An 18,285-nucleotide genomic window follows, 5' to 3' on the forward strand; every position below is an offset into this window, starting at 1 on the left:
TATTTGAAAAACGGGCTTGATCAGCGGCTTGCCCCCTTAAATCACCGGTCTCCTAGAAGGCTGGTGAAAAACATTGGTTTCCTTTGGTCGATGAAAAAAAGTGTGCACTGTTGCAAGGCTTTTCTATTTGAAAAACGATGCTGGGAAGCGGTTGCGCGAGTAAATCACCGCCCCTCTAGCGGCTTCCTCTTTATTCTTTGTCGATTTGATATTTTCGGATGCGGTATTGCAAGTTTTGCCGGCTTAGGCCAAGCGCTTTGGCGGTTTTGGTGATGTTGAAGCCGTGATGCTGCAGCGCCTTGCGAATGTAGTAAATTTCAACCTCTTCCATGTATCGGTCAAGCGGCAAAATATCATCCGTATCGAATAGAAAATCGGTCTTGGCCTCGTCAGGGGTAAGCTTGGCCCGGAAATACGCCGGCAGATGGGCGAGCGTGATCACCGTGTCTTGTTCCATCGTTTCCATCGTTTTGAAGATGACGGCCTCTAGTTCGCGCACATTGCCGGGCCAGCGGTAAGCGAGAAACGCCTCTTGCACATCCTCATCGAGCCCTTCCACCGTCAACCCATAGCGTTCATTGCCTTGGCGGATGAAATGAGCGGCCAACGGCAAAATGTCCTCCCTTCTCTCGCGCAGCGGGGGCAACACGATGCAATGGACGGCGAGCTGGTAGTAAAGCGGCTTCAGCAGTTCCCCCGTTTGCACGGCGTCAATGGGGTCGCCGCTTGTCGAAGTGATGAGGCGGACATCGGCCCGAACAGGTTCATGGCCTTGGGCGCGGACAAACTGTTTTTCTTGCAGGAAACGGGCGAGTTTTTGTTGGAGCGGCAGACTTAACGAGTCAATGTCGTCAAGCAGGACGGTGCCGCCGTTCGCCTGTTCGAACAAGCCGGGCTGAATCTCGCCGTTTGCTTCGCTGCCAAACAGCATCGTTTCCAACCAGTCGTCGGGGAGCGACAAACACGTTTGCGCCAAAAACGGTTTGGCGCGCCGCTCGCTTTCATAGTGAATGCAAGAGGCGAGCAAATCTTTTCCCGTTCCTTTTTCGCCGATGAGCAGCACAGGCGCGTCAGAGCGGGCGGCATGGCGGGCTAGGCGGACCGCCGTTTGCATCGCCTCGCTTTGGCCGATGATGTCAGCCAGCGTCCGTCCCGGTTCGCTGCGCTGGTACTGCTCGGCGATCAGTTTGCGAAACTTTGTGACATCTTTGGCGATTTCCACTGCCCCGATGATGCGCCCGTCTTTCCGCAAAGGGTATGTTTGATTGACCGTTGTCACGGCTTGCCCTTTGTTATTGAAATACGTTTGCTGCTTGTTCAAAATGCTTTCGCCGGTGCGCAGCGCTTCAAGCAAGGTGCTCGGCTGCTCCGGATGAAAGCGGAAGACGTCTAAAATGTTTTTATCGAGCACATCTTCCACATCCATGCCCTCGATTTCCCGCATTTTTCGATTGTAAATAACCGTTTTTCCATGCTGATCGACAGCGTGGATGCCAAGGTCGATCATTTCGAGAATTTGCTCGTACATCGATAAAAGCGTTTCCATCTCCCGGTTCACGATCAGCACCTCTCTTTTCCTTGTATTATAGCATAAGCCATTGCGAAAAAGTGGAATCTTCGATACGGAAGGAGAAATGGGAAAAATTTTTTTGCTAAATATATTGAAAATAGAAAAAAGAATCAACATAATAGAGATAGGAAGCAAGTTTAATTGAAAAAATTTTTTGCTTGATGATGAGCGCTGCTTGTTCGATGAAAATGTAAGCGATTCCGATTCGATCTGTTAAGGAAGGAGAGTGTGGGGAATGCCACCAGCACAAGAATTAAAGCGCGAATTAAAAAGCAGGCACTTGTTTATGATCGCCCTTGGCGGGGTGATCGGCACGGGGTTGTTTTTAGGATCCGGTTATACGATTCATGAGGCGGGGCCGGGGGGAGCGGTGGCCGCTTACTTATTTGGCGGTCTCGTCATGTATTTGACGATGCTTTCGCTAGGGGAATTGGCGGTGAGAATCCCCGATGCCGGGTCGTATCAGACGTATGCGACGAAATTCATCTCACCGGCTGCCGGCTACTGCATCGGCTGGCTGTCTTGGCTCAATTGGTCGGTGACGGTCGGCATCGAGCTGCTCACGGTCAGCATTTTGATGAAGCGATGGTTTCCCGATGTGCCGACATGGGTGTTTTGTGCGGTTTTTGCCTTGTTGTTGTTTTTGATCAACGCCTTGTCTGTCAAAGGGTTTGGCGAGGTCGAGTTTTGGTTTTCCAGCGTGAAAGTGCTGACGGTGATCGCCTTTATTGTGCTTGGATTAGCGGCGATGTTTGGCGTCATCCAGATGAAAAACGGGCAGCCTGCTCCGTTTTTCACGAACTATACGGATCATGGCGGTTTGTTTCCAAAAGGGTTTTGGGCGATTTTTTCAACCATGATATTGGTTAACTTTTCTTTCCAAGGGACGGAACTGGTCGGCGTGGCTGCCGGGGAAAGCCGCGAGCCGGAGAAGACGGTGCCGGTGGCGTTGCGCAATACGGTATGGCGCATTTTGATCTTCTTCATTCTGGCGATTTTTGTGCTGGCCGGTTTGTTTCCGTGGGAGAAGGCGGGTGTGGTGAAAAGTCCATTTGTGGTCGTTTTTGACAATATTGGCATTCCGTATGCGGCCGATATCATGAATTTTGTCATCATTACGGCAGTGCTGTCGGTGGCCAATTCAGGATTGTACGCAACGTCGCGCGTGCTTTGGTCGATGTCGCGCCAAGGAATGGTGACTCCGTTTTTCAGCAAACTGTCGAAGCGCGGCGTGCCGCTTAACGCGCTGATCGCCAGCATTGCCATCGGATGCTTGTCGCTGTTATGCAGCATTTACGCGGAAGATACGGTGTATGTTTGGTTGACGGCGATCGCTGGGTTTGGCGCGGTGACCGTCTGGGCGTCGATTGCGCTGTCGAGCTATTTGGGGCGGAAGGCGTTTTTGCGCGAGGGCGGCGATGTGCGCGATTTGAAGTATCGGACGCCGCTGTATCCATTTGTGCCGCTGGCGGCGTTTGCGTTAAATATGGTGACGATCATCGGATTGGCCTTTATCCCCGATCAGCGGATCGCGCTTTACTGCGGGATTCCGTTTTTGCTCGCTTGTTATGGCTACTACCACTTGGTGGCGAAAAAACGGCTTCGGCCTTTGAACGTGGAAAAAGAGGAGCTGACGGTGGCCAAGTAAAAATCATTGAAAAAAGCCATAATTATTTGCATAATATAACTATGAAACCGTTTTATAACGAAAAAATTTTTTGCTTGTTAAAAAGGAGGACGACGAAATGGTGCAGCCGTACAGACATGAACCGCTCACCAACTTTACTGTGGAAGCGAACCGGGACGCGTTTTTGGCAGCGCTCAAGAAAGTGGAATTGGAGCTTGGGCGCGATTATCCGCTCGTGATCGGCGGCGAGCGCATCATGACCGAGGACAAGATCACGTCGATCAATCCGGCCAATAAGGCGGAGGTGGTCGGCCGGGTGGCGAAAGCGAATCAAGAGCTCGCCGAACGGGCGATGAAAGCCGCCGATGAAGCGTTCCGCACGTGGAGCCGGACGAGTCCGGAAGCGCGGGCCGATATTTTGTTCCGGGCGGCGGCGATCGTGCGCCGGCGCAAGCATGAATTTTCCGCTTGGTTGGTGAAAGAAGCCGGCAAGCCGTGGCGGGAAGCGGATGCCGATACAGCCGAAGCGATCGACTTTATGGAATATTACGGCCGACAAATGTTGAAGTTGAAAGACGGCATTCCGGTGGAAAGCCGTCCGGGGGAAACGAACCGCTTTTTCTACATCCCGCTTGGCGTCGGCGTCGTCATCTCACCATGGAACTTCCCGTTTGCCATTATGGCGGGGACAACGGTCGCTTCGCTTGTGACGGGCAATACGGTGCTGCTGAAACCGGCGAGCGCCACGCCGGTGGTGGCGTATAAATTTGTGGAAGTGTTGGAAGAAGCGGGACTGCCGGCTGGTGTCCTCAACTACATCCCGGGCAGCGGGGCCGAAGTGGGCGACTATTTGGTCGACCATCCGCGCACGCGGTTTATCAGCTTCACCGGCTCGCGCGATGTTGGCATCCGCATTTACGAGCGGGCAGCGAAAGTGCACCCGGGACAAATTTGGCTGAAGCGCGTCATCGCGGAAATGGGCGGCAAAGACGCCATCGTTGTGGATAAGGAAGCCGATCTGGAACTGGCGGCGCAATCGATTGTCGCCTCGGCGTTTGGCTTTTCGGGGCAAAAATGTTCGGCGTGCTCGCGCGCGATCATTGTTGAAGATGTGTATGATCAAGTGTTGAACCGCGTCGTCGAGCTGACAAAGCAGCTCAACGTCGGCGACCCGGCGGAGCAAGCGACGTTTATGGGGCCAGTGATCGACCAAAACGCGTACAACAAAATTATGGAATATATCGAAATCGGAAAACAGGAAGGCCGTCTGATGACCGGCGGAGAAGGAGACGATGCAAAAGGCTTCTTCATCCAGCCGACAGTGTTTGCCGATGTTGATCCGAATGCGCGCATTATGCAGGAAGAAATTTTCGGTCCAGTCGTCGCGTTCGCCAAAGCGCACGACTTTGACCATGCGCTTGAGATCGCGAACAACACAGAATACGGTCTGACAGGCGCTGTCATTTCCCGCAACCGAGCGAATCTTGAAAAAGCGCGGCAAGAATTCCATGTCGGCAACTTGTATTTCAATCGCGGCTGCACGGGTGCGATCGTCGGCTATCAACCGTTTGGCGGCTTCAATATGTCAGGGACGGACTCGAAAGCCGGCGGTCCGGATTACTTACTCCTCCATATGCAAGCGAAAACGGTATCGGAAATGTTTTAAGGCAAAGGGGCTGACCCAACAGGCGATCTCCCCTCAAGAAAGACACAACATATTGTGTGGCAGGGAAGCGGCTGGTGCTTATATAGCGATGAGAGAGGGTGTCCCAGTCCTTTTGGGACACCCGCTTTTGCAACGCAACGAAGAAAACGGAAAGGAGCGGTGAAGGTGACAACTAAATCGGAACAGCTCATTGCGAAGACGGAACAATACGGGGCGCGCAATTACCATCCGCTGCCGATCGTCATCTCGGAAGCGGAAGGAGTATGGGTGAAAGACCCGGAAGGCAACCGCTATATGGATATGTTAAGCGCTTATTCGGCGGTGAACCAAGGCCATCGCCATCCGAAAATTATTGCGGCCCTGAAAAAGCAGGCGGATCGTGTCACGCTCACGTCGCGCGCGTTCCATAACGACCAGCTCGGTCCGTGGTACGAGAAAGTATGCCGATTGACAAAAAAAGAAATGGTGCTGCCGATGAACACGGGCGCCGAAGCGGTGGAAACGGCGCTCAAAGCGGCGCGCCGCTGGGCGTATGACGTCAAAGGCGTCCCGGACAACCAAGCCGAAATCATCGTTTGTGAAGGAAACTTCCACGGCCGGACGCTTGCCGCCGTGTCGCTGTCGTCCGAACCGGCTTATAAACGCGGGTTTGGGCCGCTGTTGCCGGGCGTGAAAATCATCCCGTACGGCGATATCGAAGCGCTGAAAGCCGCGATCACACCGAATACAGCGGCGTTTCTTGTCGAGCCGATCCAAGGCGAAGCGGGCATCCGCATCCCGCCGCAAGGATTTTTAAAAGCGGCGTATGACGTATGCAAGCAACATAACGTCTTGTTCATCGCGGACGAAATTCAAACCGGGCTCGGCCGGACCGGGAAGTTGTTTGCCTGCGACTGGGAAGAGGTTGTGCCGGATATGTATATTTTAGGAAAAGCGTTGGGCGGCGGGGTGTTCCCGATTTCGTGCGTCGTCGCCAATCGCGATATTTTGTCGGTGTTTGAACCCGGCTCGCACGGCTCGACGTTCGGCGGCAACCCGCTCGCTTGCGCGGTGTCGATTGCAGCGCTCGAGGTGATTGAAGAAGAGCGTCTAGCGGAGCGTTCGCTTGAACTTGGCGAATACTTCCTTTCGAAACTAAAACAAATTCAAAACGAGGATATTAAAGAAATTCGCGGCCGCGGCTTGTTTATCGGCGTTGAGCTGCATGGCCCGGCGCGTCCGTACTGTGAGGCGCTGAAAGAGCAAGGCTTGCTTTGCAAGGAAACACACGAGACGGTCATTCGCTTCGCGCCACCGCTCATCGTGACAAAAGAAGAGTTGGACTGGGCGCTTGAGCGGATTGTGAACGTTTTATCCCGGCCGGTTTCCAGTCCAAACGAATGAGAATGCAATGCGAATAGGCTGTGAAGCGAAAGAGGGTTGCGAATCTCGTTCAACAAGAGAGCATATCGCTTGAATGGAATGCGAATAGGCTGTGAAGCGAAAGAGGGAGCTGATTCAAACGCCCGCCCAATCAAGTGTGGGGCTGGAATCAGCTCCTGTTATTTTTGCGGTCACCGCGCATTTTCTGCTAAGATAGGAGAAAGGATGGTACGGATGGAGCATATCATACAGAGACGAAGAGCGAGTGAATGGAGGAAGAACTGTGCAGGCGTGGATCACTGATTTTATGGAGCAATTTGGCTATATCGGCATTTTCCTCATGATCGCGCTGGAAAATATCTTTCCGCCGATTCCGTCGGAAGTCATTTTGCCGTTTGGCGGGTTTATGACGACCTACACCACCTTGACGGTTCCCGGCGTCATTGCGGCAGCGACAGCGGGTTCGGTTGTTGGGGCGATCGTGCTGTACGGCATCGGCCGGCTGTTGTCGGTCGAGCGGCTTGGGCGGATCGTTGACCGTTGGGGCGGATGGCTGCGGGTGAAGACGGAAGACATCGATAAGGCGAACCGGACGTTTCAGCGCTACGGGGTGTGGGCGGTATTCGTTGGCCGCATGATTCCGCTCGTGCGCAGCTTGATTTCGATTCCCGCCGGCATGGCGAAGATGAACGTGTGGCTGTTTGTCTGGCTGTCGGTGCTCGGCACGCTTATTTGGAATACGATTTTAATCTCGATCGGGGCGGCGCTCGGTGAGTCGTGGGGGAAAGTATCGGAAGTGATTGGGATGTACGCTGAAGTGGTGTATGTCCTTATTGCTGCGGTTATTGTGGTTGGAGCGATCCGCGTTTGGAAGCGGCGCCAGGCTTCTTAATTCCGACATCGTAAAAAATGGTTTGGTCAAAAAGGGCTGCCCCAAGGCTGTTTTTTCGGCTTGGAGCAGCCCTTCTCGCAAACGGAAAACTTCCCGCTCCCACGTGAAACGGGAGTAGAGGCGAACGGGCTTTGTTGCCTGTGAGCTTTTTCATGGTCGTTAAAAGGTTCCGCGCTTCCATAACAAATAAATGAAGTATGGTGCACCGATGATTGACGCCACCACTCCTGCCGGAAGCGGTTCGGCGAGAACGTTGCGCCCGATCGTATCAGCGGCAAGCAGCAGCCAACCGCCGATGAGCATCGCTGCCGGAATGGCCCGCTCATGGCGCGGGCCGACGATCATTTTGGCGATATGCGGCGCCATTAAGCCGATAAAGGGGATGCCCCCGGTTACAGCGACGGCCGCTGCCGCGACGGCAACGGCGGTTGTCATCAGCACGAGCCGCTCGCGGCGAACATGGACGCCGACCCCGATGGCGACCGGATCGCCTAAATGCAAAAGGTTTAGCCGTTTCGCCCGATACAGGCCGATTAACGCACCGATGACAAGCCACGGCAGCATCGCCCAAATAAACGGCCAGTCATCGCCCCAAATGTTGCCGTACAGCCATCTGGCGATAAAGTCGACTTTCGTTCGGTCGGCGGCGGAAATGAGGACAATCATGAGCCCGGAGAGCGCCATCGAAAATCCGACCCCGGTCAAGATGAACGATACCGGCTGCAGCCCGGTTGTTTGATTGTAAGAAACGGCGTAAATGGCCGCTGCCGTCAACAGCGCTCCGACGAAGGCGACGAGCGGCAGCGCGTAAAGAAACGTCCCAGCTTCAATCGGGAAAAATAAAAAGAATATAGCGACGCCCGCGCCGGCTCCGGCGTTGATGCCCAATATGCCCGGATCGGCGAGTTCATTTCGGGTGATGCCTTGCAGCATCGCTCCCGATAGGGCGAGCGCCATCCCGGCGAGCAACGTAATCACGATACGCGGCAGGCGGAGAGAAAACAAAATAAACGCTTCTTGCATCGAGCCGTAGCCAAACAGCGTCGGCACGATGCGTCCGTACGAGAGCGGCGCTTCGCCGGTGCCCAACGCGATGGCGGCCGTTGCGGCAATAAGCAACAAAAGCAGTCCCAACACGATCGTGATGCGCATTCTCATTCAAAGCCCCTCCCTTTTTTCCGCACGACAAACAAGAAAAACGGCAAGCCGATCACCGCAACGATGGCTGCCACCGGCGTTTCGAACGGGGCGTTGATCGTACGGGCCGCCGTATCAGCGACGACCATGCCGGCCGCGCCGACTGTGGCCGACAGCGGGATGATGAATCGGTAATCGGCGCCGGCGATCGCGCGCACAAGATGAGGGATCATCAAGCCGATGAAGGTGATGTTGCCGGCGATGGCGACCGACGCTCCTGTCAATAAAAAGATAGCCAAAAACAGCCACGTTTTGACGGCTGTTGTTTTTTGTCCGACGCCGACGGCGACGTCTTCGCTCAAGCTAAGAATCGTCAGCTGCCGCGAATACCATGCGGCAATGGCGAGCCCGCTCACGATGAGCGGAATGACGACGGACAGCTGTTTCCACGACGTTCCGGCTACCCCGCCCGATGTCCACATCGAAACGTCTTTGGAAATATGAAAATAAAGGCCGACCCCTTCAGCGACGGCAAACAAAAGCGCTGAGATTGCCGAACCGGCTAGGACGATGCGCAATGGTGAAAAGCCGCCTTTGCGGGCGGCGCCGATGCCAAAGACCATCCCTGCTCCCACAGCCGCCCCAAGCAGACAAGCGACGGTGATTACGAGATAATGGGCGGAAGGAAAACAGGCCATCGTTATGGCCAACGCTGCGTTCGCTCCAGCGGTTAGGCCAAGCAGTCCCGGGTCAGCGAGCGGGTTGCGTGTCATTCCTTGCATGATCGCCCCGGCGACGGCGAGTCCGGCACCGACAAAGGCCGCCGCCGTTTCCCGCGGCAGACGGAGCTCGCGAATCACGTCAAGCTGTTTGCCTTGTTCGTTGGAGAAGAGCGCTCGCCATACGTCGCTCCACGTCGTGTCGGCGGCGCCAACCACCATCGAGCCAAACCAGACAGCGGCAAGCAGAATGAGCGACAACAGGAAGGCATAACGAAATGGCAGCAGCCTTCGGTTCATTTCCATCGGCGATTTCCCCCTTTTGCACAAGAAAGGACGGGACATTCACGCACGGTGAATCTCCCGTCCTGTTGGTTATTGGCCTAAAAAGTGTTTCTTAAAGAAATCAAGCTGGTGTTCTAATGTAATCGGATCATTGAAATAAAAGGATTTGGCATCGGCAACAAACATATGCCCGTTTTTCACTGCCGGAATGTTTTTGAATGTGTTGGTTTCCATGAATGACGTGTCGCTGTCGCTATATTTGCTTACGATGAGGTAATCGCCGACAAATTGCGGCAGCGCTTCGAGAGAGACAGCGTAATAACCGGATTTGAGCGCGTGCTCTTTGACTTTCTCTGGCATTTTCAGCTTCATTTCTTGGTATAAAATTTCTGTTCCGCGTCCCCAGTTGTTTCCGAAGACGTAAAGCTGCTTATCGAAGTTTTCCATCACGGTCACCGTGGCGTTGTCGCCGATTTTCGCCCGGATTTGTTTTCCGGCTTCTTGTGCCCGTTTTTGGAAATCGGCAATCCATGCTTTCGCCTCTTTCTCTTTATTGAGCAATTTTCCGTATTCTAAAATCAAGTCTAAGTAATTGAGCTTTCCGTATGTAAACGTGACGGTTGGAGCGATCTTTTTCAGTTTTTCGACGTTTTTTGTATTGGATAAGCCAACAATTAAGTCCGGTTTTAATGCCATAATTTTTTCGATGTCTTCATCGGTTACGGTCTGGGCATTTTTGAGCTTGTCCTGAAGAAGCGGATTCATTTTCGACCATGAATCGGCTCCGACGATTGGCACATCGAAGGCGGCGACATATCCAGCACCCCATAACGCCACAACGCGTTTCGGATGAGCAGGCACTTCGATTGGCCCGTTTTCTGATTGATAGGTCATCGTTTCCTTTTCTTTTTTAGCGGAAGGAGCGTTGGTTTCCTTCTGATGATTGGCGGCGTTGCCGCACGCGCTTAACACAAGGATAAAAAGAAGCAACAAGGAAAGCCACGTTTTTCTCATGATGAATAAACTCCTTTCAGCAAATGATACGTAAAACAAACTGGTTTGTTCGTCCGCGGGTCGCGGCCGATGTCAGCGTCAATGCCAAACACGTCGCGAAGCACTTCACGGCAAATGACGTCTTCGCTCGGCCCGGCTTTGACGATTTGGCCCGCTTTCATAGCGATCACATAGTCGGCAAACCGCGCCGCTTGGTTAATGTCATGGAGCACCATCACAATTGTCCGCCCTTCTTCTTTGTTCAGCCGTTCAAGCAGCTCGAGCACCTCGAGTTGATGGGCGATGTCCAAATACGTCGTCGGTTCGTCCAAAAAGATGATGTCCGTCTCTTGCGCGAGCGCCATGGCGATCCAGACGCGCTGCCGCTGTCCGCCGGAGAGGGCATCAACCGGCCGATGTTTCAACTCGGCTGTTTTTGTCACGGCAAGCGCCCAGTCGATCGCCTCGTAATCTTGTTTCGTTAGGCGGCCCCATCCTCTTTGATAAGGAAAGCGGCCGTATGAGACGAGCTCAGCGACGGTCAATCCGCTTGTCGCTTCCGGCGTCTGCGGCAAAATGGCCATTTTTTTCGCCAGCTCTTTCGTTGGCTGTTGTGAAATCGCCCGGCCATCCAACATCACCGCCCCGGATTGCGGGGAAATGATGCGCGTCAGCGTTTTGAGCAGCGTCGACTTGCCGCACCCGTTCGGCCCGATCATGGCGGTGATTTGCCGGTCGGGAATGCGGACGGACAAGCGTTCGAAAATCGTCCGGTCATCGTAGCGGACGGTCAGTCCGTCAGCGTATAGGCGGACCATGCGGCCACCTCCTTTTGAACTAGGAAAATGAGAATCAATATCAATAACAATCTTATTATAGCGAATCCGATGAAAAACGCAATGATTTTTTAAAAATAGCAATCTGTTTTACTTGCGAACAAGGCATCTATTTGCGTGGTCTCGATGGTCGACCAAAAAATGCGCATCGTTCAAAGAAACGGTCATCGCCAAACTGTTTGACTCGGGCGTGTCCATGGAATCGTCGGCATGGCTGTCCAAATTCACGGCGGCTTCCGCTTGGAGACGATGAAGCCGACGAATACGTTTGCCGCTCATCGCTTGGCGCAATACGCGAAGGAAAAAGGGAAGCTTGATGATGTCGTCGAACGGCTGTTTTTCGCGTATTTCACCGAATCAAAGCGAATCAGCGACCGCGCCGTGCTCCTTGACATCGCGGAAGCGGCCGGGCTTGACCGAAGCGAGACGGAAGCGGTGCTTCATGGCGGCCGCTACACGGAGCAAGTGCGAAACGATGAAGCGGAGGCAGCCCGGCTTGGCGTCCGCGGTGTGCCGTTTTTCGTGCTGAATGGAAAGTATGCCATTTCTGGGGCTCAGCCGGTCGATGTGTTCCGGCGGGCGCGAGAAACGGTGTGGGAGGAGAAACAACAAGCTTCGCCGTTGCGGCCGCTCGCTGACGAAGGCGGCACATGCACGGATGGCAACTGCTCGATCGACGAATCCGTCCGTTAAGCAAATGAACAACCGGCTCGAGTCCTCCGAGCCGGTTGTTTTTTGCCATTCCATTGAGGTAAGGCCGGTAGGATGAAGGAAAATCAGCCGCGCTTCACAAACAGCGGCAAGTCCGTATGCCCCATTGCGCGGACGTAGACGAACAGCTGCCCTTTATGGTGGATTTCGTGATCCATCGCCATTGGCAGCAGCTGCGCGGCTGGGATGTGAATGCCAAAGTCGGAAACATCAATTTGCAACAGGGCGGGCTCTTCATCGATCATCACGTTTACCGCTCCACCCCTAGGGGGAATCATATCACTCCTACCTGAGCTCCCTTTCCTTCATGGCAATGGAAGAAACTCCTCTTATTCATTACAATGAAAGTAAATCGTTCAGCGCGTCCACACATGACGATGAATGGGGAAAACGCAAAGTGGGAAAGGATGGGGAAAGATGAAACAGACCTCTGCGCCCGATCCGCTGCGGATCAAAGTGCTCATTGCCGATGACAATTCCTTTGTCCGCGAAGGGCTGCGGATCATCTTAAGCACGTATGACGAGTTTGATGTCGTCGCGACCGTAAGTGATGGGAAAGAGGCGGTGGAATATTGCCGGCATCATGAAGTCGATATTGCGTTATTGGATGTGCGCATGCCGAACATGAACGGCGTCGAAGCGACGAAGCTCATCTGTGAGCAGACGAAGACAAAGCCGCTGATTTTGACGACGTTTGATGATGATGAGTACATTATGGATGCCATCCAATACGGCGCAAAGGGATATTTTTTAAAAAATACCGATCCAGAGCGAATCCGGGAAGCGATCAAAGCCGTTTATCACGGTCAAGTGGTCATGCAAGAGGTGGTCATGGAAAAAATCAAGTCCAATCTCAAAGAAGAAAAAGGACCGACGCCGAAAATCGACAAACGTCTGTTTACTGAGCGAGAGTTGGACATTATGGCGCTCATTGCGAAAGGGCTTTCGAATAAAGAAATTGCCAGCCAGCTATTTATCTCCGAGGGAACGGTGGCTAATTACATTACGTCCATTTTCAATAAAACAGGATTGCAGCATCGAACGCAAATCGCTGTTTATTACTTGACGGGGAAAATCGGTTGAGGGAGCGGTATGGAACGTTTGCTTCTGTTTTACAAACTCATTGTATGGGGATATGCAGCGCTTGATTATATCTCATCGGAACAGAGGAATGAATCTTGGTTTGTCTTGTCCTCTCTGATTTATTTTTGTCTCAGTTTGTCTGCTTCTATCGTTCGAAATGTAAGGTGGAAAAAGGGAGCGGCGCTGTGTTCCGTCGTCCTTGTGATCCTTTCCAGCGCCTATGTGGAGCCGTCATTTGGTTTATTGTTGCCTCTCAATGGATATGAGTTGGCTTCGTTCTATATTCCCCGACTATGGGGGATATGGGTGGTGCTGCTTGTTCCTATGGTTTGGCTTGGCCCTTCGGCAGCGAAATTGTATGGTCTTGTGGCGTTGTTCAGTCTTGTCAGCGTGACGACAGCCAAGCGCCATCTTGAGCGGATGAAACAACAAGAAGATCGTTTGGATCAACTGCGTAACGATTGGCATCGGCTGACAAGGAGTGTCAACGAATATCATCAATATATCAAGCAATCGGAATATATGTTGCAATTAGAAGAGCGAAACCGTTTGTCACAGCGCATTCATGACCAAATCGGCCATTCGCTGACGGGGGCGCTCATTCAGATGGAGGCGGCCAAACGGTTGATGGATGGAGACCGCAACAAGGCAAAACAATTGTTGGAAAACGCCATCCACATTTCCAAAGAAGGCATTGAACAAATTCGGATGACCTTAAAACAGATGAAACCGCCGCCTGAGCAAATGGGGATCAATCGAGTGAAATTATTTATTGATGAGTTTTCCGCCCAACATCATCTCCCGATTCCACTCGTATGCAAAGGGGATCTGGATGTGATTACGCCAATCCAATGGAAAGTCATTTATGAGAACATGGCCGAGGCGTTGACGAATGCGATCAAATACGCCGAGGCTACCGCCATTGCCGTTGAGATTCACGTCTTGAATCGAGTCATCAAGGTGGAAGTGAAAGATAACGGGAAAGGTGCGACCAAGATCAAGAAAGGGCTTGGGATCATCGGCATGGAGGAACGGGCGGCCTCTGTTCATGGCACGGTCATTGTCGATGGGACAAACGGGTTCTCTGTCACAACGTTGCTTCCGATTCATGAGTAATTCGTGAATTTTCTCATGTCAACGAGATGAATTCCTGCACTTACAGGAGTTCATCTTTTTTTCTATAATCAATAACACCAAGTATGGAAAGAAGGTGGAACGGTGAACATGTTGGAAATCAAGCAGGTCACGAAAAAATTTGGCGACTTCATTGCGGTAGATCATATGTCCCTCTCTGTCGCCGAAGGAGAAATCTTTGGCTTTCTCGGAGCCAACGGAGCGGGAAAAAGCACCACGATCAATATGATTGCCGGGTTGCTGCGCCCGAACGCAGGTGAAATCACGATTCTCGGCAAGGACATCACGAGGCACCGCCAGTTTGCCAAACGACAGATCGGCATCGTGCCTCAAGAAATCGCCATCTATGAAAATTTGACGGCGTATGAGAATGTAGAGTTCTTTGCCGGATTGTATGGACTGCGCGGCGCGGAGCTGCGCCAGCGGGTGGAAGAGGCGCTTGAGTTTGTTGGCTTGAGCGATAAACGCAAACGTTATCCGAAGCATTTCTCAGGCGGGATGAAACGGAGGCTCAATATCGCCTGTGCGATCGCCCATCGGCCGAAGCTCATCATTATGGACGAACCAACAGTCGGCATCGATCCGCAGTCGCGAAATGATATTTTAGCTGCGGTCAAAAAGCTCAATGACATGGGATGTACGATGATTTATACAAGCCATTACATGGAGGAAGTTGAAGAAATTTGTACACGAATCGCGATCATTGATCACGGAAAGATCATCGCAGAGGGGACAAAGGAGCAATTGGAAGCGATGATTACCGATACAAAAGATATTTGGATCGAAATCAGGGGCATGGATCAGCTCAACAAGCAGCATCTACAAGACATTCCCGGGGTCAAGGCGGTGCAATGTGAAGAAAATATAATTAAAATCAGTTCGGACATCAATGTTAATCATTTAAATCAAATTGTGCAATGTTTGATCAATGACGGGGTGGAGATCCGGTCGCTCGAAGACCAATCACCGAATTTAGAAACCGTTTTTCTTACGCTGACGGGGAGAAATTTGCGCGATTCATGACCGATCTTTCATTGGGCAAAGGAGGTGCTTCTTTTGAATATTGTTCGGATCGCGGTAAAGGAGATCAAAAGCGATTTTCGTGATGCCCGGACGCTGTTTTTCATGCTGCTGTTTCCGATCGTACTCATGTTCATCTTAGGAACAGCCCTTTCTCACGCGTTCCAATGGACGGTTTCCATCGGTGAGGTACGCGTCTTCTACAAAGACCAAACAGCCGGGCAGTTGTCGGCATCGATTCACGCCTTGGCTCAAGAGGCGAAGAAAGCCCATATCAATTTTCAAAAGGTGCCGGACGATATGAATGGAAAGCAAGCGGTTCAGGACGGAAAAGCCGATGGGTATGTCGAGATCGGCCTACATGGGGTCGAGTTGTACACGAATGAACATAACAAGGTAAAAGGAGCGATTGTTCAAGGAGTGATGGGCGCGTTTGTCGGCCAATATCAGCTGGCCATGGCCGTTTCGCAAGGGCAGCCGGGTTCGTTTCAGCCCAATCGAAATCCGCATGAGGAGTACATTCAAGAACGATCGCTGCGTTCCAAACGAAAACCGGGGGCGATGGATTATTATGCGGTGGCGATGACGACCATGATCGCTTTGTATAGCGCATTGCCTGGCAGCTCTTTGTTGCGGGGAGAGCGGACGCGGAAGACGGCTGACCGCCTTTTGGCGGCCCCTGTTCGCAAAAGCGAGATTTTTATTGGAAAACTGGCCGGAAACATCGTGGCGAATTTTCTTTGTGTGGCCGTAGTGATCTTGTTTAGTAAACTTGTTTTTCACGCGTATTGGGGGCGTCACTTCAGTCTCGTGTATTTGCTTCTGTTGACTGAAGTGGTATTGGCCATAAGCTTTGGGCTAGGGATGAGCTATCTGGCAAGGACGGAAGGAGCGGCGCGAACGATAGCGATGGTCATCATTCAGCTCGCTTCTTTTTTCGGGGGTGCTTATTTTCCGATCGATGAAACGAAGTGGTTTGCTCATTTGTCGCCGCTTTCTTGGATGAATGAAACGATTTTTAAAATGGTATATGCCAACGATGTGTCCAGCGTGGTTCCAACCATGTTTCTCAATGTCGGTCTAGCGGCGTTGTTTTTATTGATCGCGGTGGCGTCTGTAGCGAGACGGGAGGGATTATAGGGTGAACGATGTGATTTGGTTGGTGAAGTATACGTTAAAGCGAACGTTCCGTCGAAAAATCAATTTTTTGTTATACTTTGGCACGCCGTTGGCGGCAATTCTTTTGTCTTTGTTTGCGGCCGGGAGCAACCCTGTCAAGGAGGTGCGCATCGGGATCGTCAATGAGGATCATGGACGGATTACCGATGATACGATCCATTTTCTGAAAAACATTGACCATCTATCAGTGAAAAGCGTCACGTTGTCAGCAGTGGACGACCAAATCACCTCGCAAAAGGTGGATGGCGTGTTGATTTTTCGCCAAGGGTTTTCCGAAAGCGTCCAGCACGGCCAACCTCGGCCGATTGAACTCGTCTCGCTCAAGGGAGCGGAAATCACTACGTTTATCAAATCATACTTGCATGAATACATTGATCATCTGGCCACATTGGGGCGATTGGCCAATGGAAACACCGATCTCTTTTGGAAAATGTATGAACGGTATCAACACGCACCGTTCCGGTTAGCTATTCACTCCTTATCCGATACGTCCAAACAAAAAGCGATCACGTATCAAACGATCGGCTACTTGCTCATGATCATGGTAATGTCAGCGGGAAATTTGACGGAGATCATCCTCAAAGAAAGAGAAGAGCGCACGTATTCTCGATTATTGACGACACCGATTCAAGCCAGAACGTATGTGTTATCGAATGTTGTGGTGAATGTGTTGGTCATAACGGTACAGATGATCGTGACCTTTGTGGCGATGAAAAACATCTTTCATATTTATCCTAACGTTCCGATGTGGCAAATGGCCCTCGTACTTTTCGTTTTCTCTTTATCGGCAATCGGGTTGGCTTTGATTACGGTGATGGTGGCGAACAGCTCCACCTCCGCCGGAGCGCTGCAGCCATTGATCACCGTTCCGACCTGCATGCTGGCCGGCTGTTTTTGGCCCGTCGAGTTGATGCCGAAGTTTTTGCAAAAGGCGGCGTACTTTCTACCGCAACGGTGGACGCTTGATTTCTTAGTGAAGCTGCAGGAGGGGCGTTCTTTTGGCAGTTTGTATTTGCATGTGTTGATTCTTCTCGCGTTTGCACTGACCTTTTTCCTTATTGCTGTTTATACGTTCAGCCGAAGTCAGCAGAATGGACAATTTGTGTAACGATGTTGAATGGTTGTTGATCGCTAGCGGTGCAAGAGGCCTTCATTGGTGTGGAACCGTTGGGTAGTCCTTAAATCAAGCACAGCCGAAGCAGATGGCTGTGCCTTATTTTATCGGTTTTGGGAAACTGTCCATCGCATTTTCGCTCGTTATGCTTATGCTAATAGTGACAGATTCCTAAGCGAGAAGGGTGGGAGAGAGAAGCGCGATGGTGAACATTTTTCTTGACCCCGGTCACGGGGGGACGGACACTGGGGCGGTCGGTAACGGATTGCGGGAGAAAGACATCACGCTGTCCATCGCCTTGGAGATGAGCCGCCTTTTGCAAAGTGAGTACGAAGGAGTTTCCGTGCAACTGAGCCGGACAAAAGATGAAACGGTGTCATTGAACGAGCGGACGGAGCGAGCCAACCGCTGGGGGGCCGATTTATACGTTTCGATCCACGTGAACGCGGGCGGTGGCACGGGATACGAAGATTACATTTACTACGAGCTGTCGGAAAATTCCCGAACGGCGCGCATTCGTGATGTGCTGCATGAAGAAGTGATTCGGGCGACAGGATTCCGCGACCGTGGAAAAAAGAAGGCGAATTTTCATGTGCTAAGGGAGACAGCGATGGCGGCGGTGTTGACGGAGAACGGGTTTATCGATAATGAGGAAGACGCAAAAAAATTGGCGGACACCGAATTTTTGCGGACGATTGCCCGCGGTCATGTCAACGGACTAGAACGGGCGCTCGGATTGAGAAAAAAAGAAGGGACACCGAACAATCCTCCTGAGCAGGATCCGGATGAGCCAAGCGTTCAAAGATTGACGCGTGTGATCGTTGATGGCAAGCAAGTTGGCGCCTTTGCTAAACCGGAAAACGCGCTGCGCCAAGTGGAACATTATTTAGGAAAAGCGAAGCGGATTGTGCTCGAACAGGTCGAGAAGTGACGAAAAACGTTTGTCTGGCTTTTAGA

16 protein-coding genes and 1 pseudogene are annotated in these 18,285 nt (G+C 52.1%); 11 read left to right on the top strand and 6 right to left on the bottom strand.

Features of this window, described 5'->3' with window-relative positions:
• Positions 1-190 precede the first annotated feature (190 nt).
• A complete protein-coding gene (locus B4113_RS10135) occupies positions 191-1,558 on the bottom strand; it encodes a sigma-54-dependent Fis family transcriptional regulator (protein ID WP_033844719.1) in 1,368 nt (455 codons plus the stop codon).
• A 247-nt stretch (positions 1,559-1,805) separates the two neighbouring features.
• Here B4113_RS10135 and B4113_RS10140 point away from each other — a divergent pair, with 247 nt between their 5' ends.
• From B4113_RS10140 to B4113_RS10155, 4 genes are all read left to right on the top strand, one after another.
• Positions 1,806-3,218, top strand: a complete 1,413-nt coding sequence (locus B4113_RS10140; RefSeq protein ID WP_033842643.1) for an amino acid permease — start codon at positions 1,806-1,808, stop codon at positions 3,216-3,218.
• 97 nt (positions 3,219-3,315) lie between these two features.
• A complete protein-coding gene (gene pruA / locus B4113_RS10145; protein WP_033842641.1) occupies positions 3,316-4,863 on the top strand; it encodes an L-glutamate gamma-semialdehyde dehydrogenase in 1,548 nt (515 codons plus the stop codon).
• A gap of 165 nt (positions 4,864-5,028) precedes the next feature.
• The gene (locus tag B4113_RS10150) at positions 5,029-6,246 is read left to right on the top strand and encodes an ornithine--oxo-acid transaminase (protein ID WP_033842639.1); all 1,218 of its coding nucleotides are present in this window, start codon (positions 5,029-5,031) and stop codon (positions 6,244-6,246) included.
• 262 nt (positions 6,247-6,508) lie between these two features.
• A complete protein-coding gene (locus B4113_RS10155; RefSeq protein ID WP_033842638.1) occupies positions 6,509-7,117 on the top strand; it encodes a DedA family protein in 609 nt (202 codons plus the stop codon).
• Positions 7,118-7,276: 159 nt separating this feature from the next.
• On the opposite strand, the gene B4113_RS10160 is transcribed toward B4113_RS10155, so the two are convergent.
• The 4 genes from B4113_RS10160 to B4113_RS10175 form a co-directional block, all read right to left on the bottom strand.
• On the bottom strand, positions 7,277-8,275 hold the full coding sequence (locus B4113_RS10160; RefSeq protein ID WP_033023635.1) for an iron ABC transporter permease: 999 nt from the start codon (positions 8,273-8,275) through the stop codon (positions 7,277-7,279).
• Complete coding sequence (locus tag B4113_RS10165; RefSeq protein WP_033023636.1) at positions 8,272-9,279, bottom strand: iron ABC transporter permease; 1,008 nt, start codon at positions 9,277-9,279, stop codon at positions 8,272-8,274. The genes B4113_RS10160 and B4113_RS10165 overlap by 4 nt, the downstream gene beginning before the upstream one ends.
• Positions 9,280-9,348: 69 nt before the next feature.
• The gene (locus B4113_RS10170) at positions 9,349-10,272 is read right to left on the bottom strand and encodes an iron-hydroxamate ABC transporter substrate-binding protein (RefSeq protein WP_033023637.1); all 924 of its coding nucleotides are present in this window, start codon (positions 10,270-10,272) and stop codon (positions 9,349-9,351) included.
• A complete protein-coding gene (locus B4113_RS10175; RefSeq protein WP_033023638.1) occupies positions 10,269-11,069 on the bottom strand; it encodes an ABC transporter ATP-binding protein in 801 nt (266 codons plus the stop codon). The genes B4113_RS10170 and B4113_RS10175 overlap by 4 nt, the downstream gene beginning before the upstream one ends.
• Before the next feature lie 252 nt (positions 11,070-11,321).
• Here B4113_RS10175 and B4113_RS10180 point away from each other — a divergent pair.
• A pseudogene (locus tag B4113_RS10180) lies at positions 11,322-11,780 on the top strand (DsbA family oxidoreductase); the annotation flags it as partial.
• Positions 11,781-11,863: 83 nt separating this feature from the next.
• Here B4113_RS10180 and B4113_RS10185 read toward each other — a convergent pair.
• Positions 11,864-12,043 carry a DinB family protein gene (locus tag B4113_RS10185; protein ID WP_051985138.1) on the bottom strand — a complete coding sequence of 60 codons (180 nt, stop codon included), beginning with the start codon at positions 12,041-12,043 and terminating at the stop codon, positions 11,864-11,866.
• A gap of 172 nt (positions 12,044-12,215) precedes the next feature.
• Here B4113_RS10185 and B4113_RS10190 point away from each other — a divergent pair, with 172 nt between their 5' ends.
• The 6 genes from B4113_RS10190 to B4113_RS10215 all read left to right on the top strand — a co-directional run bounded on the left by B4113_RS10190 (position 12,216) and on the right by B4113_RS10215 (position 18,259).
• Positions 12,216-12,881: a response regulator transcription factor gene (locus B4113_RS10190; protein WP_033023639.1), complete on the top strand. Its 666-nt coding sequence runs from the start codon at positions 12,216-12,218 to the stop codon at positions 12,879-12,881.
• Between the two features lie 9 nt (positions 12,882-12,890).
• Complete coding sequence (locus tag B4113_RS10195) at positions 12,891-13,997, top strand: sensor histidine kinase (protein WP_033023643.1); 1,107 nt, start codon at positions 12,891-12,893, stop codon at positions 13,995-13,997.
• Between the two features lie 102 nt (positions 13,998-14,099).
• Complete coding sequence (locus B4113_RS10200; protein ID WP_033023645.1) at positions 14,100-15,038, top strand: ABC transporter ATP-binding protein; 939 nt, start codon at positions 14,100-14,102, stop codon at positions 15,036-15,038.
• 33 nt (positions 15,039-15,071) lie between these two features.
• Positions 15,072-16,175, top strand: coding sequence for an ABC transporter permease (locus tag B4113_RS10205; RefSeq protein WP_033023648.1), 1,104 nt, complete (start codon positions 15,072-15,074; stop codon positions 16,173-16,175).
• Position 16,176: 1 nt separating this feature from the next.
• Positions 16,177-17,322 carry an ABC transporter permease gene (locus tag B4113_RS10210; protein WP_061912469.1) on the top strand — a complete coding sequence of 382 codons (1,146 nt, stop codon included), beginning with the start codon at positions 16,177-16,179 and terminating at the stop codon, positions 17,320-17,322.
• Between the two features lie 208 nt (positions 17,323-17,530).
• Positions 17,531-18,259, top strand: coding sequence for an N-acetylmuramoyl-L-alanine amidase (locus B4113_RS10215; protein WP_061912470.1), 729 nt, complete (start codon positions 17,531-17,533; stop codon positions 18,257-18,259).
• Positions 18,260-18,285: the final 26 nt, after the last annotated feature.

The organism is Geobacillus sp. B4113_201601 (genome assembly GCF_001587475.1).
GTDB lineage: Bacteria > Bacillota > Bacilli > Bacillales > Anoxybacillaceae > Geobacillus > Geobacillus icigianus.

What these genes read in the sequence shown, in the direction of transcription:
- B4113_RS10140 (WP_033842643.1), top strand. Translation starts at nt 1,806, where the DNA reads ATGCCACCAGCACAAGAATTAAAGCGCGAATTAAAAAGCAGGCACTTG.
- B4113_RS10170 (WP_033023637.1), bottom strand. Translation starts at nt 10,272, where the DNA reads ATGAGAAAAACGTGGCTTTCCTTGTTGCTTCTTTTTATCCTTGTGTTA.
- B4113_RS10190 (WP_033023639.1), top strand. Translation starts at nt 12,216, where the DNA reads ATGAAACAGACCTCTGCGCCCGATCCGCTGCGGATCAAAGTGCTCATT.
- B4113_RS10165 (WP_033023636.1), bottom strand. Translation starts at nt 9,279, where the DNA reads ATGGAAATGAACCGAAGGCTGCTGCCATTTCGTTATGCCTTCCTGTTG.
- B4113_RS10175 (WP_033023638.1), bottom strand. Translation starts at nt 11,069, where the DNA reads ATGGTCCGCCTATACGCTGACGGACTGACCGTCCGCTACGATGACCGG.
- B4113_RS10215 (WP_061912470.1), top strand. Translation starts at nt 17,531, where the DNA reads ATGGTGAACATTTTTCTTGACCCCGGTCACGGGGGGACGGACACTGGG.
- B4113_RS10195 (WP_033023643.1), top strand. Translation starts at nt 12,891, where the DNA reads ATGGAACGTTTGCTTCTGTTTTACAAACTCATTGTATGGGGATATGCA.
- B4113_RS10160 (WP_033023635.1), bottom strand. Translation starts at nt 8,275, where the DNA reads ATGAGAATGCGCATCACGATCGTGTTGGGACTGCTTTTGTTGCTTATT.
- B4113_RS10185 (WP_051985138.1), bottom strand. Translation starts at nt 12,043, where the DNA reads ATGATCGATGAAGAGCCCGCCCTGTTGCAAATTGATGTTTCCGACTTT.
- pruA (WP_033842641.1), top strand. Translation starts at nt 3,316, where the DNA reads ATGGTGCAGCCGTACAGACATGAACCGCTCACCAACTTTACTGTGGAA.